Annotated in this window: 16 protein-coding genes; 6 read left to right on the forward strand and 10 right to left on the reverse strand. The window is 59.9% G+C overall.

Translation table 11 applies throughout. From position 1 onward, the window contains the following. Nucleotides 1-40 precede the first annotated feature (40 nt). From ACP7B0_RS11590 to ACP7B0_RS11600, 3 genes are all read right to left on the reverse strand, one after another. Nucleotides 41-1,051, reverse strand: coding sequence for an alpha/beta hydrolase fold domain-containing protein (locus ACP7B0_RS11590; RefSeq protein ID WP_426141454.1), 1,011 nt, complete (start codon nt 1,049-1,051; stop codon nt 41-43). 29 nt (nt 1,052-1,080) lie between these two features. Further along, nucleotides 1,081-1,500 carry an organic hydroperoxide resistance protein gene (locus ACP7B0_RS11595; protein ID WP_426141455.1) on the reverse strand — a complete coding sequence of 140 codons (420 nt, stop codon included), beginning with the start codon at nt 1,498-1,500 and terminating at the stop codon, nt 1,081-1,083. 405 nt (nt 1,501-1,905) lie between these two features. Beyond that, nucleotides 1,906-2,379, reverse strand: a complete 474-nt coding sequence (locus ACP7B0_RS11600) for a MarR family winged helix-turn-helix transcriptional regulator (RefSeq protein ID WP_426141457.1) — start codon at nt 2,377-2,379, stop codon at nt 1,906-1,908. A 184-nt stretch (nt 2,380-2,563) separates the two neighbouring features. Here ACP7B0_RS11600 and ACP7B0_RS11605 point away from each other — a divergent pair, with 184 nt between their 5' ends. Then, nucleotides 2,564-3,310: a sulfite exporter TauE/SafE family protein gene (locus tag ACP7B0_RS11605; RefSeq protein WP_426141459.1), complete on the forward strand. Its 747-nt coding sequence runs from the start codon at nt 2,564-2,566 to the stop codon at nt 3,308-3,310. On the opposite strand, the gene ACP7B0_RS11610 is transcribed toward ACP7B0_RS11605, so the two are convergent. Next, nucleotides 3,300-4,181: a LysR substrate-binding domain-containing protein gene (locus ACP7B0_RS11610; RefSeq protein ID WP_426141460.1), complete on the reverse strand. Its 882-nt coding sequence runs from the start codon at nt 4,179-4,181 to the stop codon at nt 3,300-3,302. The two genes, ACP7B0_RS11605 and ACP7B0_RS11610, sit on opposite strands and share 11 nt — an antisense overlap. Nucleotides 4,182-4,248: 67 nt before the next feature. Here ACP7B0_RS11610 and ACP7B0_RS11615 point away from each other — a divergent pair, with 67 nt between their 5' ends. After that, a complete protein-coding gene (locus ACP7B0_RS11615) occupies nt 4,249-4,485 on the forward strand; it encodes a DUF1127 domain-containing protein (protein WP_426141461.1) in 237 nt (78 codons plus the stop codon). 48 nt (nt 4,486-4,533) lie between these two features. Beyond that, a complete protein-coding gene (locus ACP7B0_RS11620; protein ID WP_426141462.1) occupies nt 4,534-5,775 on the forward strand; it encodes a winged helix-turn-helix domain-containing protein in 1,242 nt (413 codons plus the stop codon). On the opposite strand, the gene ACP7B0_RS11625 is transcribed toward ACP7B0_RS11620, so the two are convergent. Beyond that, the gene (locus ACP7B0_RS11625) at nt 5,755-7,101 is read right to left on the reverse strand and encodes a class II 3-deoxy-7-phosphoheptulonate synthase (RefSeq protein ID WP_426141463.1); all 1,347 of its coding nucleotides are present in this window, start codon (nt 7,099-7,101) and stop codon (nt 5,755-5,757) included. The two genes, ACP7B0_RS11620 and ACP7B0_RS11625, sit on opposite strands and share 21 nt — an antisense overlap. 228 nt (nt 7,102-7,329) lie before the next feature. Here ACP7B0_RS11625 and ACP7B0_RS11630 point away from each other — a divergent pair, with 228 nt between their 5' ends. After that, nucleotides 7,330-8,085, forward strand: coding sequence for a spermidine synthase (locus ACP7B0_RS11630; RefSeq protein ID WP_426141465.1), 756 nt, complete (start codon nt 7,330-7,332; stop codon nt 8,083-8,085). 18 nt (nt 8,086-8,103) lie between these two features. Here ACP7B0_RS11630 and ACP7B0_RS11635 read toward each other — a convergent pair whose 3' ends face one another. Continuing rightward, a complete protein-coding gene (locus tag ACP7B0_RS11635; RefSeq protein ID WP_426141466.1) occupies nt 8,104-8,895 on the reverse strand; it encodes a crotonase/enoyl-CoA hydratase family protein in 792 nt (263 codons plus the stop codon). A gap of 93 nt (nt 8,896-8,988) precedes the next feature. Next, nucleotides 8,989-9,354 carry a hypothetical protein gene (locus ACP7B0_RS11640; protein ID WP_426141467.1) on the reverse strand — a complete coding sequence of 122 codons (366 nt, stop codon included), beginning with the start codon at nt 9,352-9,354 and terminating at the stop codon, nt 8,989-8,991. Here ACP7B0_RS11640 and ACP7B0_RS11645 point away from each other — a divergent pair. Beyond that, a complete protein-coding gene (locus ACP7B0_RS11645) occupies nt 9,280-10,992 on the forward strand; it encodes a DEAD/DEAH box helicase (protein ID WP_426141468.1) in 1,713 nt (570 codons plus the stop codon). The genes ACP7B0_RS11640 and ACP7B0_RS11645 overlap by 75 nt on opposite strands. Nucleotides 10,993-11,405: 413 nt before the next feature. Here the strand turns inward: ACP7B0_RS11645 and ACP7B0_RS11650 are convergent, their stop codons facing one another. Next, complete coding sequence (locus ACP7B0_RS11650) at nt 11,406-12,173, reverse strand: DODA-type extradiol aromatic ring-opening family dioxygenase (protein ID WP_426141469.1); 768 nt, start codon at nt 12,171-12,173, stop codon at nt 11,406-11,408. A 101-nt stretch (nt 12,174-12,274) separates the two neighbouring features. Here ACP7B0_RS11650 and ACP7B0_RS11655 point away from each other — a divergent pair, with 101 nt between their 5' ends. Then, complete coding sequence (locus ACP7B0_RS11655; RefSeq protein ID WP_426141470.1) at nt 12,275-12,931, forward strand: thiopurine S-methyltransferase; 657 nt, start codon at nt 12,275-12,277, stop codon at nt 12,929-12,931. A 54-nt stretch (nt 12,932-12,985) separates the two neighbouring features. On the opposite strand, the gene htpX is transcribed toward ACP7B0_RS11655, so the two are convergent. Both htpX and ACP7B0_RS11665 read right to left on the reverse strand, forming a co-directional pair. Continuing rightward, nucleotides 12,986-13,873: a protease HtpX gene (gene htpX, locus ACP7B0_RS11660; RefSeq protein ID WP_426141472.1), complete on the reverse strand. Its 888-nt coding sequence runs from the start codon at nt 13,871-13,873 to the stop codon at nt 12,986-12,988. Nucleotides 13,874-14,202: 329 nt separating this feature from the next. After that, nucleotides 14,203-15,414, reverse strand: a complete 1,212-nt coding sequence (locus ACP7B0_RS11665; RefSeq protein ID WP_426141473.1) for a pyridoxal phosphate-dependent aminotransferase — start codon at nt 15,412-15,414, stop codon at nt 14,203-14,205. Between the last annotated feature and the right edge of the window lie 155 nt (nt 15,415-15,569).

Genomic DNA, 15,569 nt, shown 5'->3' on the forward strand with positions numbered 1-15,569 from the left:
AAAAAGCCCGCAGCGATGCGGGCTTTTTTGTGGGCGTTGATTACTTCAAATGCACCTTCAGCTCTTCAGACGCTTGCAGCATCGCCGAGCGCACGGTCGGCACCTGGCTGACGACGTTGAGCAAACCGTAGTCATGGATCATGCCGTTGTAGCGCACTGAGGTCACGGCGACACCCGCTTGGTCCAGCTTGCGGGCATAGGCTTCACCCTCGTCGCGCAGTACATCGTTTTCGGCTGTTTGCACCAGCGCCGGTGGCAAGCCTTTGAGTTGCTCAAGGGTGGCGTGCAGTGGCGAGGCGTAGATCTCGTTACGTTGCTGGGCGTTGGTGGTGTAGTTGTCCCAGAACCACTTCATCATGTTGCGGGTCAGGAAGTGACCTTCGGCGAACTGGTTGTAGGAACCGGTATCGAAATTCGCATCGGTCACCGGCCACAACAGCACTTGGTATTTGATCGCTGGAGTGCCCTTGTCTTTGGCCATCAGGGCAACCACGGCGGCCATGTTGCCACCGACGCTGTTGCCCGCCACCGCCAGGCGCTTGCCATCGACGTTGATTTCCTTGCCGTGCGTGGCCACCCATTGGGTTGCCGCGTAAGCCTGGTTGATGGCCGTCGGGTAGTGCGCTTCAGGCGATGGCGTGTAGTTGACGAACACCGCCACTGCACCGGAACCGGCGACCAGATCACGCACCAGTCGTTCGTGAGTCGGATAGTCACCCAGCACCCAGCCGCCGCCATGGAAGAACATGAAAACCGGCAGCGTACCGTTGACGCCGGCCGGACGCACGATGGTCAGGCTAATGTCCTGGCCGTCGGCCTTGATGGTTTTCTCGCTGACATCAGCCTTGGGCAAGGTCAGCTTTACTCCCGCCTGGGCTCCGGTCAGCACCGTGCGGGCGTCTTTGGGCGACAACTGCTCGATGGGTTTGCCGCCACCGGAGTTCAGGGCATCCAGGAATGCCTGAGTGTTGTGTTCCACGGTGCCTGCAGCAAATGCGCTGGTGATGGACAACGCGAGAAGGCTACCGGTCAAGGCTGTGAAGGTTTTCATGTTCGACTCCTGAGTCAGTAGACGGTCGGTTACACCGTGACGTGCAGACGCACGTCAACGTTGCCGCGGGTGGCGTTCGAGTAAGGGCAGACCTGATGCGCAGCTTCTACCAGGTGTTCGGCGTCGGCTTGCTCCAGGCCGGGCAGGCTGATGTGCAGATCGATGTCCAGACCGAAGCCGCCGGGGATCTGGCCGATGCCGACGTGAGCGGTGATGGATGCGTCAGCAGGAATGCTGCGCTTGCTCTGACCGGCGACAAATTTCAGGGCGCCGATGAAGCAGGCCGAATAACCGGCAGCGAACAATTGCTCGGGATTGGTCGCCGCGCCGCCCGCACCGCCGAGTTCTTTCGGGGTGGCGAGCTTGACGTCGAGGATGTTGTCGCTGGAAACGGCACGACCGTCACGGCCGCCGGTTGCAGTTGCGATTGCGGTGTAGAGAGTGTTCATGGAATTGCCTCGCTGAAAGAGCACTGATGGTAGGGGTTGGCTTCAAAAAAACTTGTCTGTTTGCGCTAAATATTTGTGCGCTAACTGAACGCGAGATAAATGTATCGCGCTAATAGTTTGCGCGCAAGATAATATTTTGAAGAGGCTGGATTGGGTGCGGCCGGTTCACGCAGTGGGAGCGGGCTTTAGCCGGGAAAGTGATGTCGGGAACAATGCAGGTGCAGCGAATGTGCTCAAACCTTTTCCCGGCTAAAGCCGGCCCTGCGGATAGTTTGCGTTTGAACTGTGATGAATATCTGCCCATGAAAGACTCCCAAAAGTCTGGACAGGTGTCCAACTTTTGGGGGGCAGTGCAGTCGTGCGGTGATGCTGCAGTCCGGCTTCAATCAGCCGGCACAGGCGTTCTCAAACATGCTCACGCAGACTGCCGCGCAACGTGAGCAGATCACTCTGGATTTTACGCAACTGCTTCAGGTCCAGACCGCTGGCGGAAAGAATGCACCCTGGAACTTCCTGTGCACGCAGCTGCAACGAACGGCCCTGCTCGGTCAGGCGCAGCAGCACGACGCGCTCGTCTTCCTTGCTGCGGGTGCGGGTGATCAACCCTTCGTTTTCCAGGCGTTTGAGCAGCGGCGTCAGGGAGCCAGGGTCAGTCAGCAAGCGAGTGCTGACATCGCCTACGGTCAAACCATCCTGTTCCCACAGCACCATCATCGCCAGGTACTGCGGGTAAGTGAGGCCCAACGCATGGAGCAGCGGCTTGTAGACCTTGGTCATCATCAGCGACGTTGAATAGAGGGCGAAACAGAGCTGATTGTCCAGCCGCAAGGCGTCGCATCGGTCGGGGGTATCGGGTGTCGAGCTATCGTCCGCGTTCATCGTCGGTCCTGTTGTACGAATGTGTCATGCTCAACAATTTAGTGCCCTGATCTTTAATGCGCCAGATAAATCCTGCCGTCAGGCCTTTGCACCGGTGGCCTTCACGCGGCAATGCGTTGATCTATTGATTTGCCAGCCCCTCAAGAATGCGTAGCATGCGTTCCCACGAATTGGGAGGAACGATGTGATCGACATTGTGATGTTTGTGCTGTTGGGCGCGGTCATGGGGACGCTGGGCGGGCTGTTCGGGATCGGTGGCGGCCTGGTCGCCATTCCTGCCCTGGGCGTTCTGTTCGGGCTTGATCAGCAACTGGCACAAGGCACGGCGCTGCTGATGGTGCTGCCCAACGTGTTGCTGGCGTTATGGCGGTACAACCAGCGCAATCGCATTACGATGCGCAACGCCATGATGCTGATCATCCCGAGTTTCTGCTTCGCCTGGCTGACGTCGCTCTGGGCGGTTCGAGTAGACCCGCAGCACATGCGTTTAGGCTTTGTGGCGTTCCTGATTATCCTGACGGTGTTCAATCTGGCGCAGATGTACTGGCGCAAGGATCAGGCCAGTACCGAGCTGCGTCACGTCAATCGGCTGTGGCTGCTGGGTGTCGGTTCGGGCATGACGGGCGGCCTGTTCGGCGTTGGGGGGGGCGTGATCGCGACGCCGATCCTGACCGGTTTCTTCGGTGCCACCCAAGTGGTTGCCCAGGGCCTGGCGCTGGCACTGGCCGCGCCGAGTACGGCGATCACGCTGTTTACCTACGCGCTGCACGACCACGTCAATTGGTCCATGGGGATCCCGTTGGCGATCGGTGGGCTGGCCAGCATCAGTTGGGGGGTGAAAATGGCCCATTCGCTGCCCGAGCGCCTGTTGCGTGCGCTGTTCTGCGGATTCCTCATCATTTGCGCCGTGGTGCTCGCCTTTAAAGCTTGAAGCCTTCGGCGATGTGATCGGCCAGGCACTCGGTGATGGGTGACACGGTGTGGGGGTTGCGCAGCAGAACGATGCTCGCCAGGGGCAACTGCGGCAAGCCCTGAGCTTCACCAATGATGCGCAAATCAGGCGTCAGCAGGCTTTCCAGTTGCGCGGTCACTGCCAGACCGGCCGTCACAACGGCGCTGATGGCCGCCAGACTGGCGCTGCTGTAGGCGATCCGGTAATCGCGTTGCAGCGTGTCCAGCGCGTTACAGGCCCAGGTTCGACAGAAACAGTCAGTGTTGAACATCGCCAGCGGCAACGGCGTGAATTCATGGGGTGAGAAGCCTTGCGCTTCCATCCACACAAAGCGTTCCTGGCGCAAAATCTGCCCGATCTCGGTCCCCGGTTCGCGGGTGACGATACTCAAGTCCAGATCCTGACGTTGCAGCAGCTGTTTCGACGGTTCGCAGTGCACCTCGACCTGCACCAGCGGGTAGGCCTGGGCGAAGCGCGACAGAATGCCCGGCAGAAAGCGCATGGCGTAATCATCGGGCGTACCGATTTTCACCATGCCCACCATATGCGGTTCGCGCAGGGTGTTGAACACTTCGCCATGGAGCTTGAGAATCTTGCGCGCATAACCCAGCAGCACCTGGCCTTCCATGGTCAGGCTGACGCTACGGCCTTGCTTCTGAAACAGCGGCCGCTGGATCAGGTCTTCTTCAAGCCGTTTCATCTGCATGCTGACCGCCGACTGCGTACGGTTGACCGCTTCGCCCGCACGGGTGAAGCCGCCTTCGTCGGCTATGGCGACGAAGGTGCGCAGCAGTTCGGTGTCAATGCTGGGGAAGCTGGCCAATACATCAATCTCCCAGATGCAGAGCATAAGAAACATTCGTTGGATTGATCTTAACGCTGGCGCGAGACTTTAGTCATCCCACTTGGAGGGCAAGATGATGAAAGGTCAAAAAGGTTATGTGTTGGTGCTTAAAACCCTGTCCCATGATTCCTGGATCGAGCGGCTGCTCAGGTCTGTGAAAGGCCACGTGTCGCGTTGGTATCAGTTGCACGAGCAGCGTCGGCAATTGGCGCAGTTGAGTGATGAAGCCTTGAAAGACATGGGGCTGAGCCGCGCTGATGTGTATCAGGAAACCGAGCAGCCCTTCTGGGTCGATCCCATGAAGCGCTGACAGATGCCGGTGCAATCAGGTAGCGTGGGGGTTCACAGGGAGCCTCGCATGCCATTAGAACTGTCACTTAAACAGGCCCGTCGCATGGCGCTTGCCGCTCAGGGATTCAACGGGCGGCCGGCGCCAGCGTCCGTCAAGGCCAGCCATGTCACGCAACTGATGCAACGCCTGGGTGTTGTGCAGATCGACTCGGTCAATGCCCTGGTGCGATCCCATTACCTGCCGCTGTTTTCCCGATTGGGCAACTATTCCCAGACGCTGCTTGATCAGGCGGCCTGGAGTCAGGGCCGTCATCGCAAGCTGTTTGAATACTGGGGCCACGAGGCTTCGTTGCTACCTATCGAACTGTATCCCTTGATGCGCTGGCGCATGCAGCGTGCTGCCGAAGGTCAGGGGATCTATCGCCATCTGGCGACATTTGGCCGTGAACAACAGCCGACCATTGCCCGCGTGTTGCAGGCCGTGCGAGAGCAGGGTGCGTTGGGGGCAGGAAGTTTGAGCACCCGGGAGGAGCGCGCAGGGCCGTGGTGGGACTGGAGCGCGGAGAAGCTGGCGCTGGAGTGGCTGTTTGCTGCAGGCCAGGTGACGGTGGCAGGGCGGCGGGGGTTCGAGCGGCTTTACGATTTGCCGGAGCGCGTACTGCCCGCGACGACGCTGAATCATCCCCAGATCAGCGAACGCGAAGCGCAACGGGGTTTACTGCTGCATGCCGTCCGGGCGTTGGGTGTCGGCACGGAAAAAGACCTGCGTGATTATTTCCGCCAGGACCCGTTGCCCAGCCGGGTGGCCTTGGCAGAGTTGGTGGAAGACGGTGCGCTGCAAGTCGTCCGTATCCAGAACTGGCGTCAGCCGGGATTCTGCCTGCCGGACAGTAAAGTGCCGCGCAACGTACGCGCCAGCGCCTTGCTGTCGCCATTCGATTCATTGATCTGGGAGCGGGCCCGTACCGAGCGCCTGTTCGACTTCCGCTATCGGCTGGAAATCTACACGCCCCAGGAAAAACGGGTTTACGGCTATTACGTGCTGCCGTTCCTGCACCATGAACGCATCGCCGCCCGGGTCGATTTGCGCGCTGAGCGGGCAGCGGGACGTTTGGCCGTGCATGCGGTGCATGAAGAAGAAACCGGGCTGGACGAGGAGGGCATGCAAGCGCTGGCCCGCAACCTGCGACAACTGGCCGATTGGCTGGGGTTGCCGCAGATTCAGATCAATTGCCAGCGGGGCAGTGGCAGAGCATTACAGCGGGCATTTGATGCGTCAGTCGCGGCGTCAGCGCCTGACCTGCTTTAAGGTCTCGGCAATCAAAAACGCCAGTTCCAGCGACTGATCGGCATTCATCCGGGGATCGCAGTGGGTGTGGTAGCGATCCGACAGGCCGTCTTCGGTAATCGGGCGTGCGCCACCGATGCATTCGGTGACGTTCTGGCCGGTCATCTCGATGTGAATGCCGCCCGCATAGGTGCCCTCGGCCTGATGCACCTGGAAAAACTGTTTCACTTCCCCGAGGATCTGCGCGAAGTCACGGGTCTTGTAGCCGCTGCTGGCCTTGATGGTGTTGCCGTGCATCGGATCGGAGCTCCACAGCACCTTCTTGCCTTCGCGCTCCACGGCGCGAATCAGTTGCGGCAAATGATCACCCACCTTGTTGGCACCCATGCGGGCGATCAGGTTCAGGCGTCCGGGATCGTTGTCCGGGTTGAGGATGTCGATCAGGCGGATCAAATCATCGGTGTTCATGGTGGGGCCGACCTTGACGCCGATCGGGTTGTTCACGCCACGCAAGAATTCGACGTGAGCGCCATCAAGCTGGCGAGTGCGATCGCCGATCCACAGCATGTGCGCCGAGCAATCATAGAAATCGTTGGTCAGGCTGTCGCGGCGCACGAACGCTTCTTCGTAGTTGAGCAACAACGCTTCGTGGGCGGTAAAGAAGCTGGTTTCGCGCAGTTGCGGCGAAGTGTCCAGGCCGCAGGCGCGCATGAACGCCAGGGTCTCGTCGATGCGGCCCGCCAGTTGACTGTACTTTTCCGCCAGCGCTGAATTGGCGATGAAGTCCAGGTTCCACTTGTGAACCTGATGCAGATCGGCAAAGCCGCCCTGGGCGAATGCGCGTAGCAGGTTGAGGGTCGCCGTGGACTGGTGATAAGCCTGCAGCAGACGGTCCGGGTCCGGGACGCGGCTTTTTTCATCGAAGCCGATGCCGTTGACGATATCGCCGCGATAGGCCGGGAAGGTCACGCCCTCGATGGTTTCATCGTTGGCCGAGCGAGGTTTGGCAAACTGACCGGCCATGCGCCCCACCTTGACCACCGGGCATCCCGCAGCGAAGGTCATGACGATTGCCATTTGCAGCAGCACCTTGAAGGTGTCGCGAATCTTCGCCGCCGAAAACTCGACGAAGCTTTCCGCACAGTCGCCGCCTTGCAACAGGAAAGCACGGCCCTGGGTGACCTCAGCGAACTGACGACGCAACTCCCGGGCTTCCCCGGCGAATACCAGTGGTGGATAGCTGGCAAGGGTCTGCTCGACTTTCAGCAGGTGCGCGGCATCCGGGTATTGAGGTTGTTGCTGAATAGGCAATGCCCGCCAGCTGTCGGGGCTCCAGGGTTGGCTCATCGTGAACTCTAGGTCAGTGCAATCGGACTCGCATGTTAGCAGTTCGGTGCCGGGCTGCGCGCGCGAGCGGGACAATCGAGCCGAGTGACCTATGGGCCATGCGCCATAAAGAGCGTGACCTCGCGCCCTCGGTTGGTCGACAATCCGCGCTTTGTCGCTCAAGGTCGAGCGCGTGTATCGACAGTGCGATGGCCAAGGCTGGACTTGAGCTCGCCGTTAGGAGAAGCAATGACTGAGGAGCGGGTGGAGCGGATTCTGGCCGAAGTGCACGATGACTTCGGCATGATTCGCGTGCTGGAAGTGGATGATTACCGCTTCCTGGAATTTGGCGACGCCATTGAGCAAAGCTGCACCTTCACGGCGGACCCCAGCTGGCTGGAGTACGACTACACCCGGGCCATGCTGATCGGCGCGCTGTGCCACCCGGCGCCGGAGAGCGCGCTGTTTCTGGGGTTGGGCGCCGGGACCCTGACCCAGGCGTGCCTCAAGTTCCTGCCGCTGGAGGACGTGGAGGCCATCGAATTGCGCCCTGACGTGCCGCGTCTGGCCATTGAATTCATGGGGCTAGATGACGATCCGCGGCTGTTCATCCGCATTGGCGACGCGTTGGAGCTGCTGGAAAGCGCTGAGCCTGCGGACCTCATCTTTGTTGACTTGTACACCGATGTCGGCCCCGGCGTCGGTCATCTGGCCTGGAAATTCCTGGAAAACTGTCAGAAACGTCTGAATCCGGGCGGCTGGCTGATCATCAATCAGTGGGCCGCTGATGATGGCAAGCCCCTTGGTGCTGCCTTGTTGCGCGGTCTTTATCACCGGCATTACTGGGAACTGCCGGTCAAGGAGGGCAACGTGATTCTGATCGTGCCTGCCGATCTCGAACAGGCACTGGATTTTGAACCGCTGGTCCAGCGCGCCGAAACACTCGCACCGCGCCTTGGGTATTCGCTGCAGCCACTGATCAAGAACATCCGCCCGGCGACCTGAGGGCCGGGCGATACTGACTCAACGCCCCCTGAAAACACCGGGGCGACGTTCCAGCATGGCTTGCAAGCCTTCCCGGGCGTCATCGGTGGTCATGAGGCTGTTGAGCAGCGCTGGCAATTGGCGGGCGGCGGCGCTTTCCCCTTCCAGCACGGCCTGACGCGCAGACGCCAGCGTGGCGCGGACCGCCAGGGGTGCCTGTTCGGCGATGCGAGCAGCCAGCAGCAAGGCGAATGGCAGCAAATCTTCCGTGGCCGTCACTTCTTGCACCAGCCCCATACGGCAAGCTTCATGGGCATCGAACTCGTCGCCGGTCAGCAGCCAGCGCATGGCATTGCCCCATCCGGCAATCTGATGCAGGCGCAACGTGGCGCCGCCGAACGCGAAAATCCCTCGTTGCACTTCCATCTGCGCAAAGCGCGTGTTGCTGGCGCAGAGGTTGATGTCCGCAGCCAGCATCAATTCGATGCCTATTGTCAGGCAGTAACCCTGAGCCGCCACAATCACGGGCTTGCTGACCCGGGGCCCGGCGAACACGCCCCACGGATCGTAGCCGCCTGGGGGGACCTGCCAGCCATTGATCAGCGCCGGGCCTGCTTCGGCCAGATCCAGGCCCGCAGTGAAATGCTCGCCATGGGCAAACACCACGGCGACCCGGGCCTGGTCATCGCGCTCATATTCCCCATAGGCCAGGCTCAGCTGGTTGAGCAATTCAAGGTCAAAGGCGTTGCGCTTGGCCACGCGATCCAGGCCAATGAGCATGACGTGATCATGCAGTTCACGGCTGACGCGGCCCTTGATTGAGGAAGTCATGTAGGAGGTTCCTGCACGTTGAGTAGGATCAAAGCTGAACTGCCTGACCGAAAAGATGAACCGTTTAAGCACTGTACCCCGCAATACCGGGCTTTACGCAAAATAGACAGTAGCGTGGATTTGCGCAAAGCCTATGGCACTTGGACATTCGGCACGTTTGTCATGAAAAAAATCCTCACTTTTTCGCGCAATTCCGGTATAGTGCGCGCCGGCCTTTAACGGGGCCTCGTCCAGGTATTGCAATTCCCCGAAGCCAGCTTCGGCTGCTTGTTCGCTTAGCGGACTATCCTTGACGATCCATTCATCAAACGTTTTCGCAAATCCCCGCCGACAAAGCAGCCAGGGTGACTTTAGGGTCGTACACGGCACGCGCAGCTTTGGAGCATGGGTCTTTGCGGATGCACTAGAGGCAGACCCATGACCCAGGAATTCGGCGGCTTCGCCGCTTTTGAACTTCATCCCAATATTCTTGCAGCCGTCATCGCGACTGGCTATGAAGAGCCTTCGGCTATTCAGCAGCAATCGATCCCTATCATCATGGCCGGTCACGACATGATCGGTCAGGCGCAAACCGGTACAGGTAAAACTGCCGCGTTCGCACTGCCAATCCTGCACCGCATCGACCCGGCCAAGCGCGAACCGCAAGCGCTGATCCTGGCTCCGACCCGCGAGCTGGCCCTGCAGGTTGCCACCGCCTTCGAAACCTACGCCAAGCAAATGCCGGGCGTTACCGTTGTGGCTGTCTACGGCGGCGCGCCGATGGGCCCGCAGCTCAAGGCTATCCGTAACGGCGCACAGATCGTTGTTGCGACGCCGGGCCGTCTGTGTGATCACCTTCGCCGTGACGAAAAAGTCCTGGCGACCGTGAACCACCTGGTTCTGGACGAAGCGGACGAAATGCTGAAGCTGGGCTTCATGGATGACCTGGAAGTCATCTTCAAGGCCATGCCGGAAACCAAGCAGACCGTTCTGTTCTCGGCGACCTTGCCGCAGTCGATCCGTGCCATCGCCGAGCGCCATCTGCGCGATCCGAAGCACGTGAAGATCCAGACCAAGACCCAGACCGTTACCGCGATCGAACAGGCTCACCTGTTGGTTCACGCTGACCAGAAGACCTCGGCTGTATTGAGCCTGCTGGAAGTCGAAGACTTCGACGCCCTGATCATGTTCGTGCGCACCAAGCAAGCGACCCTGGACCTGGCAAGCGCCCTTGAAGCCAAAGGCTACAAGGCTGCTGCACTGAATGGCGACATCGCCCAGAACCAGCGTGAGCGCGTCATCGAATCCCTCAAGGATGGCCGTCTGGACATCGTTGTGGCGACCGACGTTGCCGCCCGTGGTCTGGACGTTCCGCGTATCACCCACGTATTCAACGTGGACATGCCTTACGATCCAGAGTCCTATGTTCACCGTATCGGCCGTACTGGCCGTGCCGGTCGCGAAGGTCGTGCATTGTTGCTGGTGACGCCGCGCGAGCGCCGCATGCTGCAAGTGATCGAGCGTGTAACCGGTCAGAAAGTCGCTGAAGTCCGCCTTCCGGATGCCCAGGCCGTTCTCGATGCGCGTATCAAGAAACTGACCAACAGCCTGGCTCCGCTGGTTGCTGATGCTGAATCGACTCACGGCGAATTGCTTGACCGCCTGACCGCCGATATCGGTTGCAGCCCGCGTGCCCTGGCCGCTGCCCTGTTGCGCAAAGCGACCAATGGTCAGGCATTGACCCTGGCCGCCATCGAGCGTGACCGCCCACTGGTGCCGAACAGCGCACCGCGTGAGCGCAGCGATCGTTCGGGTTCGGGTGATCGTCCTGAGCGCAGTGGTGATCGTGAGCGTCGCGCTCCGGTTCCATTGGCCGAAGGCCGTGCTCGCTGCCGTACCGCGCTGGGTGCGCGTGACGGTATCGCCGCCAAAAACCTGTTGGGTGCAATCCTCAACGAAGGCGGCCTGGCCCGCGAAGCTATCGGTCGCATCCAGGTGCGTGACAGCTTCAGCCTGGTCGAGCTGCCGGAAGATGGCCTTGAGCGTCTTTTGACCAAACTCAAGGACACCCGTGTTGCAGGCAAGCAGTTGAAGCTGCGTCGCTATCGCGAAGACTGATCTGCTCTTGAGCTGATCGTCTGAACAAAAAATCCCCGACTGGTTCGGGGATTTTTTTGTTTGGGGGAATCGTTTTTCGAAAGGGCTTGGTTTCGCGTACATATCCGTTAGCGGCGTCTGCCGGGATTATGGTTCCGCTCTTGCAGCGGGTTACTTTTGGCAAACGCCCCAAAAGTAACCAAAAGGTCTTGCCCCTCCATTGGGGCTTCGCGGAGCTCGGACTTCCCTCGCTCCGGCGTTGCTCCGCGGGTCGCCGCAAAGGGCCATCCCTGGCCCAGTGCGGCTAACTCGGCATCCATACCGAGTTAGCCGCTGCGCAACACCTGCGTTCGGCCTGCTGGGAACGGGGCCTTTGCGGTGTCTGCGAAATTTTGGCAGGTTACAACGACGCTGTAGGAGCCGAATTCGAGCCTTCACTCGAACCTGTAAATATCCATCCCCAACGCCCCCATCGTAAAACCCTGATGCGCCACGCTGAATTCGCCGCCCGCGCCCCGCGCGAAGTACAGCGGCAGCAGGTGTTCATCACTCGGATGGCTGCGCACGGCGTGGGGCGCCAGCGTGCGGTAGTCGTGCAGCGCAGCTTCGTCATTGCTCGCCAGTTTTTCGATCATCCAGTCACGAAAGGCCTTCGCCCAAGGCTCGACGCTTTCCGGGCCGGCGTGCCAGCCCAGTTCACGCAGGTTGTGGGTGATGCTGCCGGAACCGATGATCAGCACGCCGTCGTCGCGCAGGCCCGCCAACGCTCGGCCGACCTGGGTTTGAAAGGCTGGACCCTGGCGGCTTGGCAAGGAGATCTGCACCACTGGAATATCGGCCCTAGGGTACATCAAGGACAGTGGCACCCAGACGCCATGATCAAATGGACGTTTGCTGTCGATTCGGGCGGGCAGACCTGCGGCGCGCAGCTTTTCAGCCACCTGTGTGCTTAGTCCTGGCAGGCCGGGCGCGGGGTATTGGACCGCAAACAACGCCGCCGGGAAGCCGCCGAAGTCGTGCCAGGTTTCGGGTTGTGGATTGCCATTGACCAGCAGGTCCTGGCTTTCCCAATGCGCCGAGACGATCACGATGGCCTGCGGTTTTGGCATCCCGTCGGCCAGTCGAGCAAGGGCCGGACCGCTGTCGCCGGGTTCGAGCGCGAGCATGGGCGAGCCGTGAGAGATAAATAAGCTGGGGAGCATGTCGAGCGTCCTGAGCGATAAGATGGCCTATCTTCAGACAGACATTGATCTAAAACTAATATAAGTTTTAGCGCGTTTTGATCGAATTTCAGGGAGGTTCCATGCAGGCTGAGTTTTGGCATCAACGATGGGCCAGTGATCAGATAGGGTTCCATCAGCAGAAGACCAACCCGTACCTCGAGCGCTTCTGGCCGAGCCTGGCGGTGGAGCAGGGCGCGGGGGTGCTGGTGCCACTGTGCGGCAAGAGCCTGGATCTGGTCTGGCTGGCGAAGCAGGGCTATGACGTCAAAGGGGTTGAGCTGTCGGAAAAGGCCATCGAAGATTTTTTCAACGAGCATCAGTTAACACCCGCGATTCGCCAGCAAGGCGCTTTCAACGTCTACAGCGCGGGACCGGTGGAATTGTGGTGTGGTGATTTTTTTGCCCTGACCGCCGCCGACGTCGCGGACTGTCAGGCGCTTTACGACCGAGCAGCCTTGATTGCGTTGCCACCCGCCATGCGCGAGCGCTACGTTCAGCACCTCCAGAACATTCTGTCTGAGGGATGCATAGGTTTGCTGATTACGCTTGATTACGACCAGGCAGAAGTCGAAGGTCCGCCGTTCTCGGTTCCTGATGACGAGGTGCAGCGCTTGTTTGCTTCCGCCTGGCAGCTGGAAACGTTGCAGACGTGCGATGTGCTGGGCGAAAGCTGGAAGTTCGTTCAGCGCGGCGGCAGCCGGCTGGACGAGCGGGTTTACCGACTGGCGCTGGGCTGACTCACAAAAAAAGGGCGACTCGCGTCGCCCTTCTCAACGTTAAAGCAGATTCGATCAACCGCGACGGCGCAGCGCCTCGATGCGTTCTTCCAGTGGCGGGTGGCTCATGAACAGGCCGGCAAGGCCGTGTTTGAGACCGCCATTGATGCCGAACGCGGTCAAGCTGTCAGGCATCTGCACAGGTACGCCCTGTTCGGAACGCAGGCGCTGAAGGGCGCCGATCATGGCACTGGTGCCCGCCAGACGTGCGCCGGCATCGTCAGCCCGGAATTCACGTTTGCGCGAGAACCACATGACGATGGCGCTGGCCAGGAAGCCCAGGACCAGCTCGGCAAAGATCGTGGTGACGTAATAAGCGATGCCCTGGCCGTTCTCGGTCTTGAAAATCACCTTGTCGACGAAGTTGCCGATGATGCGGGCGAAGAACATGACAAAGGTGTTCACCACGCCTTGTACCAGTGCCAGCGTCACCATGTCGCCATTGGCGACGTGACCGATTTCATGGGCCAGAACGGCTTTCACTTCATCGGGTGAAAAGCGTTCCAGCAAACCCTGGCTGACGGCAACCAGCGCGTCGTTTTTGTTCCAGCCCGTGGCGAAGGCGTTGGCTTCATAGGCTGGGAAGATCCCGACTTCCGGCATTTTGATACCGGCATCGCGAGACAGTTGTTCAACGGTCTGCACCAGCCATTGTTCATGGCGAGTGCGCGGCTGGGTAATGATCTGGGTGCCGGTGCTCATCTTTGCCATCCACTTGGAGATGAACAGCGAGAACAGCGAGCCGGCGAAACCAAATACAGCGCAGAAAACCAGCAGCTGACTGAGGTTCAGATCAACCCCATTGGCCGCCATGAACCCGTTGAAGCCGAACAGGCTCAGGGTGATGCTGGCTATCAGCACGACCGCAAGGTTAGTGGCCAAAAACAGCAAAATGCGCATCATGGTTTGGAAGTTCTCCTCGTGAAGAATATGTAACACGTTGCGGGGTATATAAGGGGATGCTTGCGGCTATTCAACCCGGCGACTATTTCAAACTGTGTCGTCTGGTCGGCTTGCGGCGCAATTGCGTCAGGTCGCAAGGTTCCCGGCCCAGAGCGGCGGGAGCGCAATGGCGATACCGGGACGGGGATTTATTTCACGGCGTGTGGCAAACGTTTGCCGCTGCCGTGTGATTCTCCCGGTGATCGGGTCATGCACACGGCTGCGCGGCACGTCTGTCTCCGGTATGGCGGCCAGCTGTGCACGCCATACGCGGGAAGGGGCGGGCGCTGTTACTGGCGATAGGTCTTGAGGAAGTTGCAGATGCGGCCGATGGCCATATCCAGCTCATCGACACGAGGCAATGTCACCACCCGGAAGTGATCCGGCCAAGGCCAGTTGAACGCCGTGCCCTGGACCACCAGCAGTTTTTCCGAAAGCAGCAGGTCGAGGACGAACTTCTCGTCGTTGTGGATCGGGCAGATTTTCGGGTCGATGCGCGGGAAGGCATACAGCGCCCCCATGGGTTTGACGCAACTGACACCGGGGATGTCGTTGAGCAATTCCCAGGTGCGGTTGCGCTGCTCCAGCAGGCGGCCGGGCGGAAGGATCAGGTCATTGATGCTTTGATAACCGCCAAGGGCTGTTTGAATCGCATGCTGGCTCGGCACGTTGGCACACAGGCGCATGTTGGCCAGGATGTCGATGCCTTCAATGTAGCTTTGCGCGTTGTGCTTGGGACCGGAGATGGCCACCCAGCCAGAGCGGAAGCCCGCGACGCGATAGGACTTGGACAGGCCGTTGAAGGTCAGGCACAGCAGATCCGTTGCCAGGGAAGCGGTGCAGACGTGCACGGCGTCGTCATAAAGGATCTTGTCGTAGATCTCATCCGAGAACACCACCAGCTTGTGCTGGCGAGCCAGCTCCAGCATGCCCAGCAACACTTCTTTGGAGTACACCGCGCCGGTGGGGTTGTTCGGATTGATGATCACCAGGGCCTTGGTGTTCGGGGTGATCTTGGCCTTGATGTCGGCCAGATCCGGCCACCAGTTGGCTTGCTCGTCACACAGGTAATGCACCGGGTTGCCGCCGGCCAGGCTCACGGCAGCGGTCCACAGCGGGTAATCCGGTGCCGGGATCAGCACTTCGTCGCCATTGTTCAGCAGGGCCTGCATCGACATCACGATCAGCTCGGAAACGCCGTTGCCCAGGTAAATGTCTTCGATGCCGACACCTTCGACCTGCTTTTGCTGGTAGTACTGCATCACCGCCTTGCGTGCGCTGAACAGGCCTTTGGAGTCGCTGTAACCCTGGGCGGTGGGCAGGTTGCGGATGACGTCCTGCAGGATTTCTTCCGGCGCTTCGAAACCAAACGGCGCAGGGTTGCCGATGTTCAGCTTGAGGATGCGATGGCCTTCCTCCTCCAGGCGTTTGGCGTGCTTGAGCACTGGCCCGCGAATGTCATAACAGACGTTGGCGAGCTTGTTCGATTTGCTGACCTGCATGGTGATTGTTCCCGAAAATGGACGAGCCGCGCCTGGCTGCTGATGGGGGTTGCCGGGTATGACGCCGTGAAATGGGTTTGTATGCTTGAAACGCGGGTGACAGACTGGCGTCTAACGAAGGCGCAATCATACGTGCCACCTGATCTGCGGAGAAG

Source organism: Pseudomonas sp. DWP3-1-2 (genome assembly GCF_049896285.1).
Taxonomy (GTDB): domain Bacteria; phylum Pseudomonadota; class Gammaproteobacteria; order Pseudomonadales; family Pseudomonadaceae; genus Aquipseudomonas.

What these genes read in the sequence shown, in the direction of transcription:
- ACP7B0_RS11590 (WP_426141454.1), bottom strand. Translation starts at nt 1,051, where the DNA reads ATGAAAACCTTCACAGCCTTGACCGGTAGCCTTCTCGCGTTGTCCATC.
- ACP7B0_RS11595 (WP_426141455.1), bottom strand. Translation starts at nt 1,500, where the DNA reads ATGAACACTCTCTACACCGCAATCGCAACTGCAACCGGCGGCCGTGAC.
- ACP7B0_RS11600 (WP_426141457.1), bottom strand. Translation starts at nt 2,379, where the DNA reads ATGAACGCGGACGATAGCTCGACACCCGATACCCCCGACCGATGCGAC.
- ACP7B0_RS11610 (WP_426141460.1), bottom strand. Translation starts at nt 4,181, where the DNA reads ATGCTCTGCATCTGGGAGATTGATGTATTGGCCAGCTTCCCCAGCATT.
- ACP7B0_RS11615 (WP_426141461.1), top strand. Translation starts at nt 4,249, where the DNA reads ATGATGAAAGGTCAAAAAGGTTATGTGTTGGTGCTTAAAACCCTGTCC.
- ACP7B0_RS11620 (WP_426141462.1), top strand. Translation starts at nt 4,534, where the DNA reads ATGCCATTAGAACTGTCACTTAAACAGGCCCGTCGCATGGCGCTTGCC.
- ACP7B0_RS11625 (WP_426141463.1), bottom strand. Translation starts at nt 7,101, where the DNA reads ATGAGCCAACCCTGGAGCCCCGACAGCTGGCGGGCATTGCCTATTCAG.
- ACP7B0_RS11630 (WP_426141465.1), top strand. Translation starts at nt 7,330, where the DNA reads ATGACTGAGGAGCGGGTGGAGCGGATTCTGGCCGAAGTGCACGATGAC.
- ACP7B0_RS11635 (WP_426141466.1), bottom strand. Translation starts at nt 8,895, where the DNA reads ATGACTTCCTCAATCAAGGGCCGCGTCAGCCGTGAACTGCATGATCAC.
- ACP7B0_RS11645 (WP_426141468.1), top strand. Translation starts at nt 9,280, where the DNA reads ATGGGTCTTTGCGGATGCACTAGAGGCAGACCCATGACCCAGGAATTC.
- ACP7B0_RS11640 (WP_426141467.1), bottom strand. Translation starts at nt 9,354, where the DNA reads ATGAAGTTCAAAAGCGGCGAAGCCGCCGAATTCCTGGGTCATGGGTCT.
- ACP7B0_RS11650 (WP_426141469.1), bottom strand. Translation starts at nt 12,173, where the DNA reads ATGCTCCCCAGCTTATTTATCTCTCACGGCTCGCCCATGCTCGCGCTC.
- ACP7B0_RS11655 (WP_426141470.1), top strand. Translation starts at nt 12,275, where the DNA reads ATGCAGGCTGAGTTTTGGCATCAACGATGGGCCAGTGATCAGATAGGG.
- htpX (WP_426141472.1), bottom strand. Translation starts at nt 13,873, where the DNA reads ATGATGCGCATTTTGCTGTTTTTGGCCACTAACCTTGCGGTCGTGCTG.
- ACP7B0_RS11665 (WP_426141473.1), bottom strand. Translation starts at nt 15,414, where the DNA reads ATGCAGGTCAGCAAATCGAACAAGCTCGCCAACGTCTGTTATGACATT.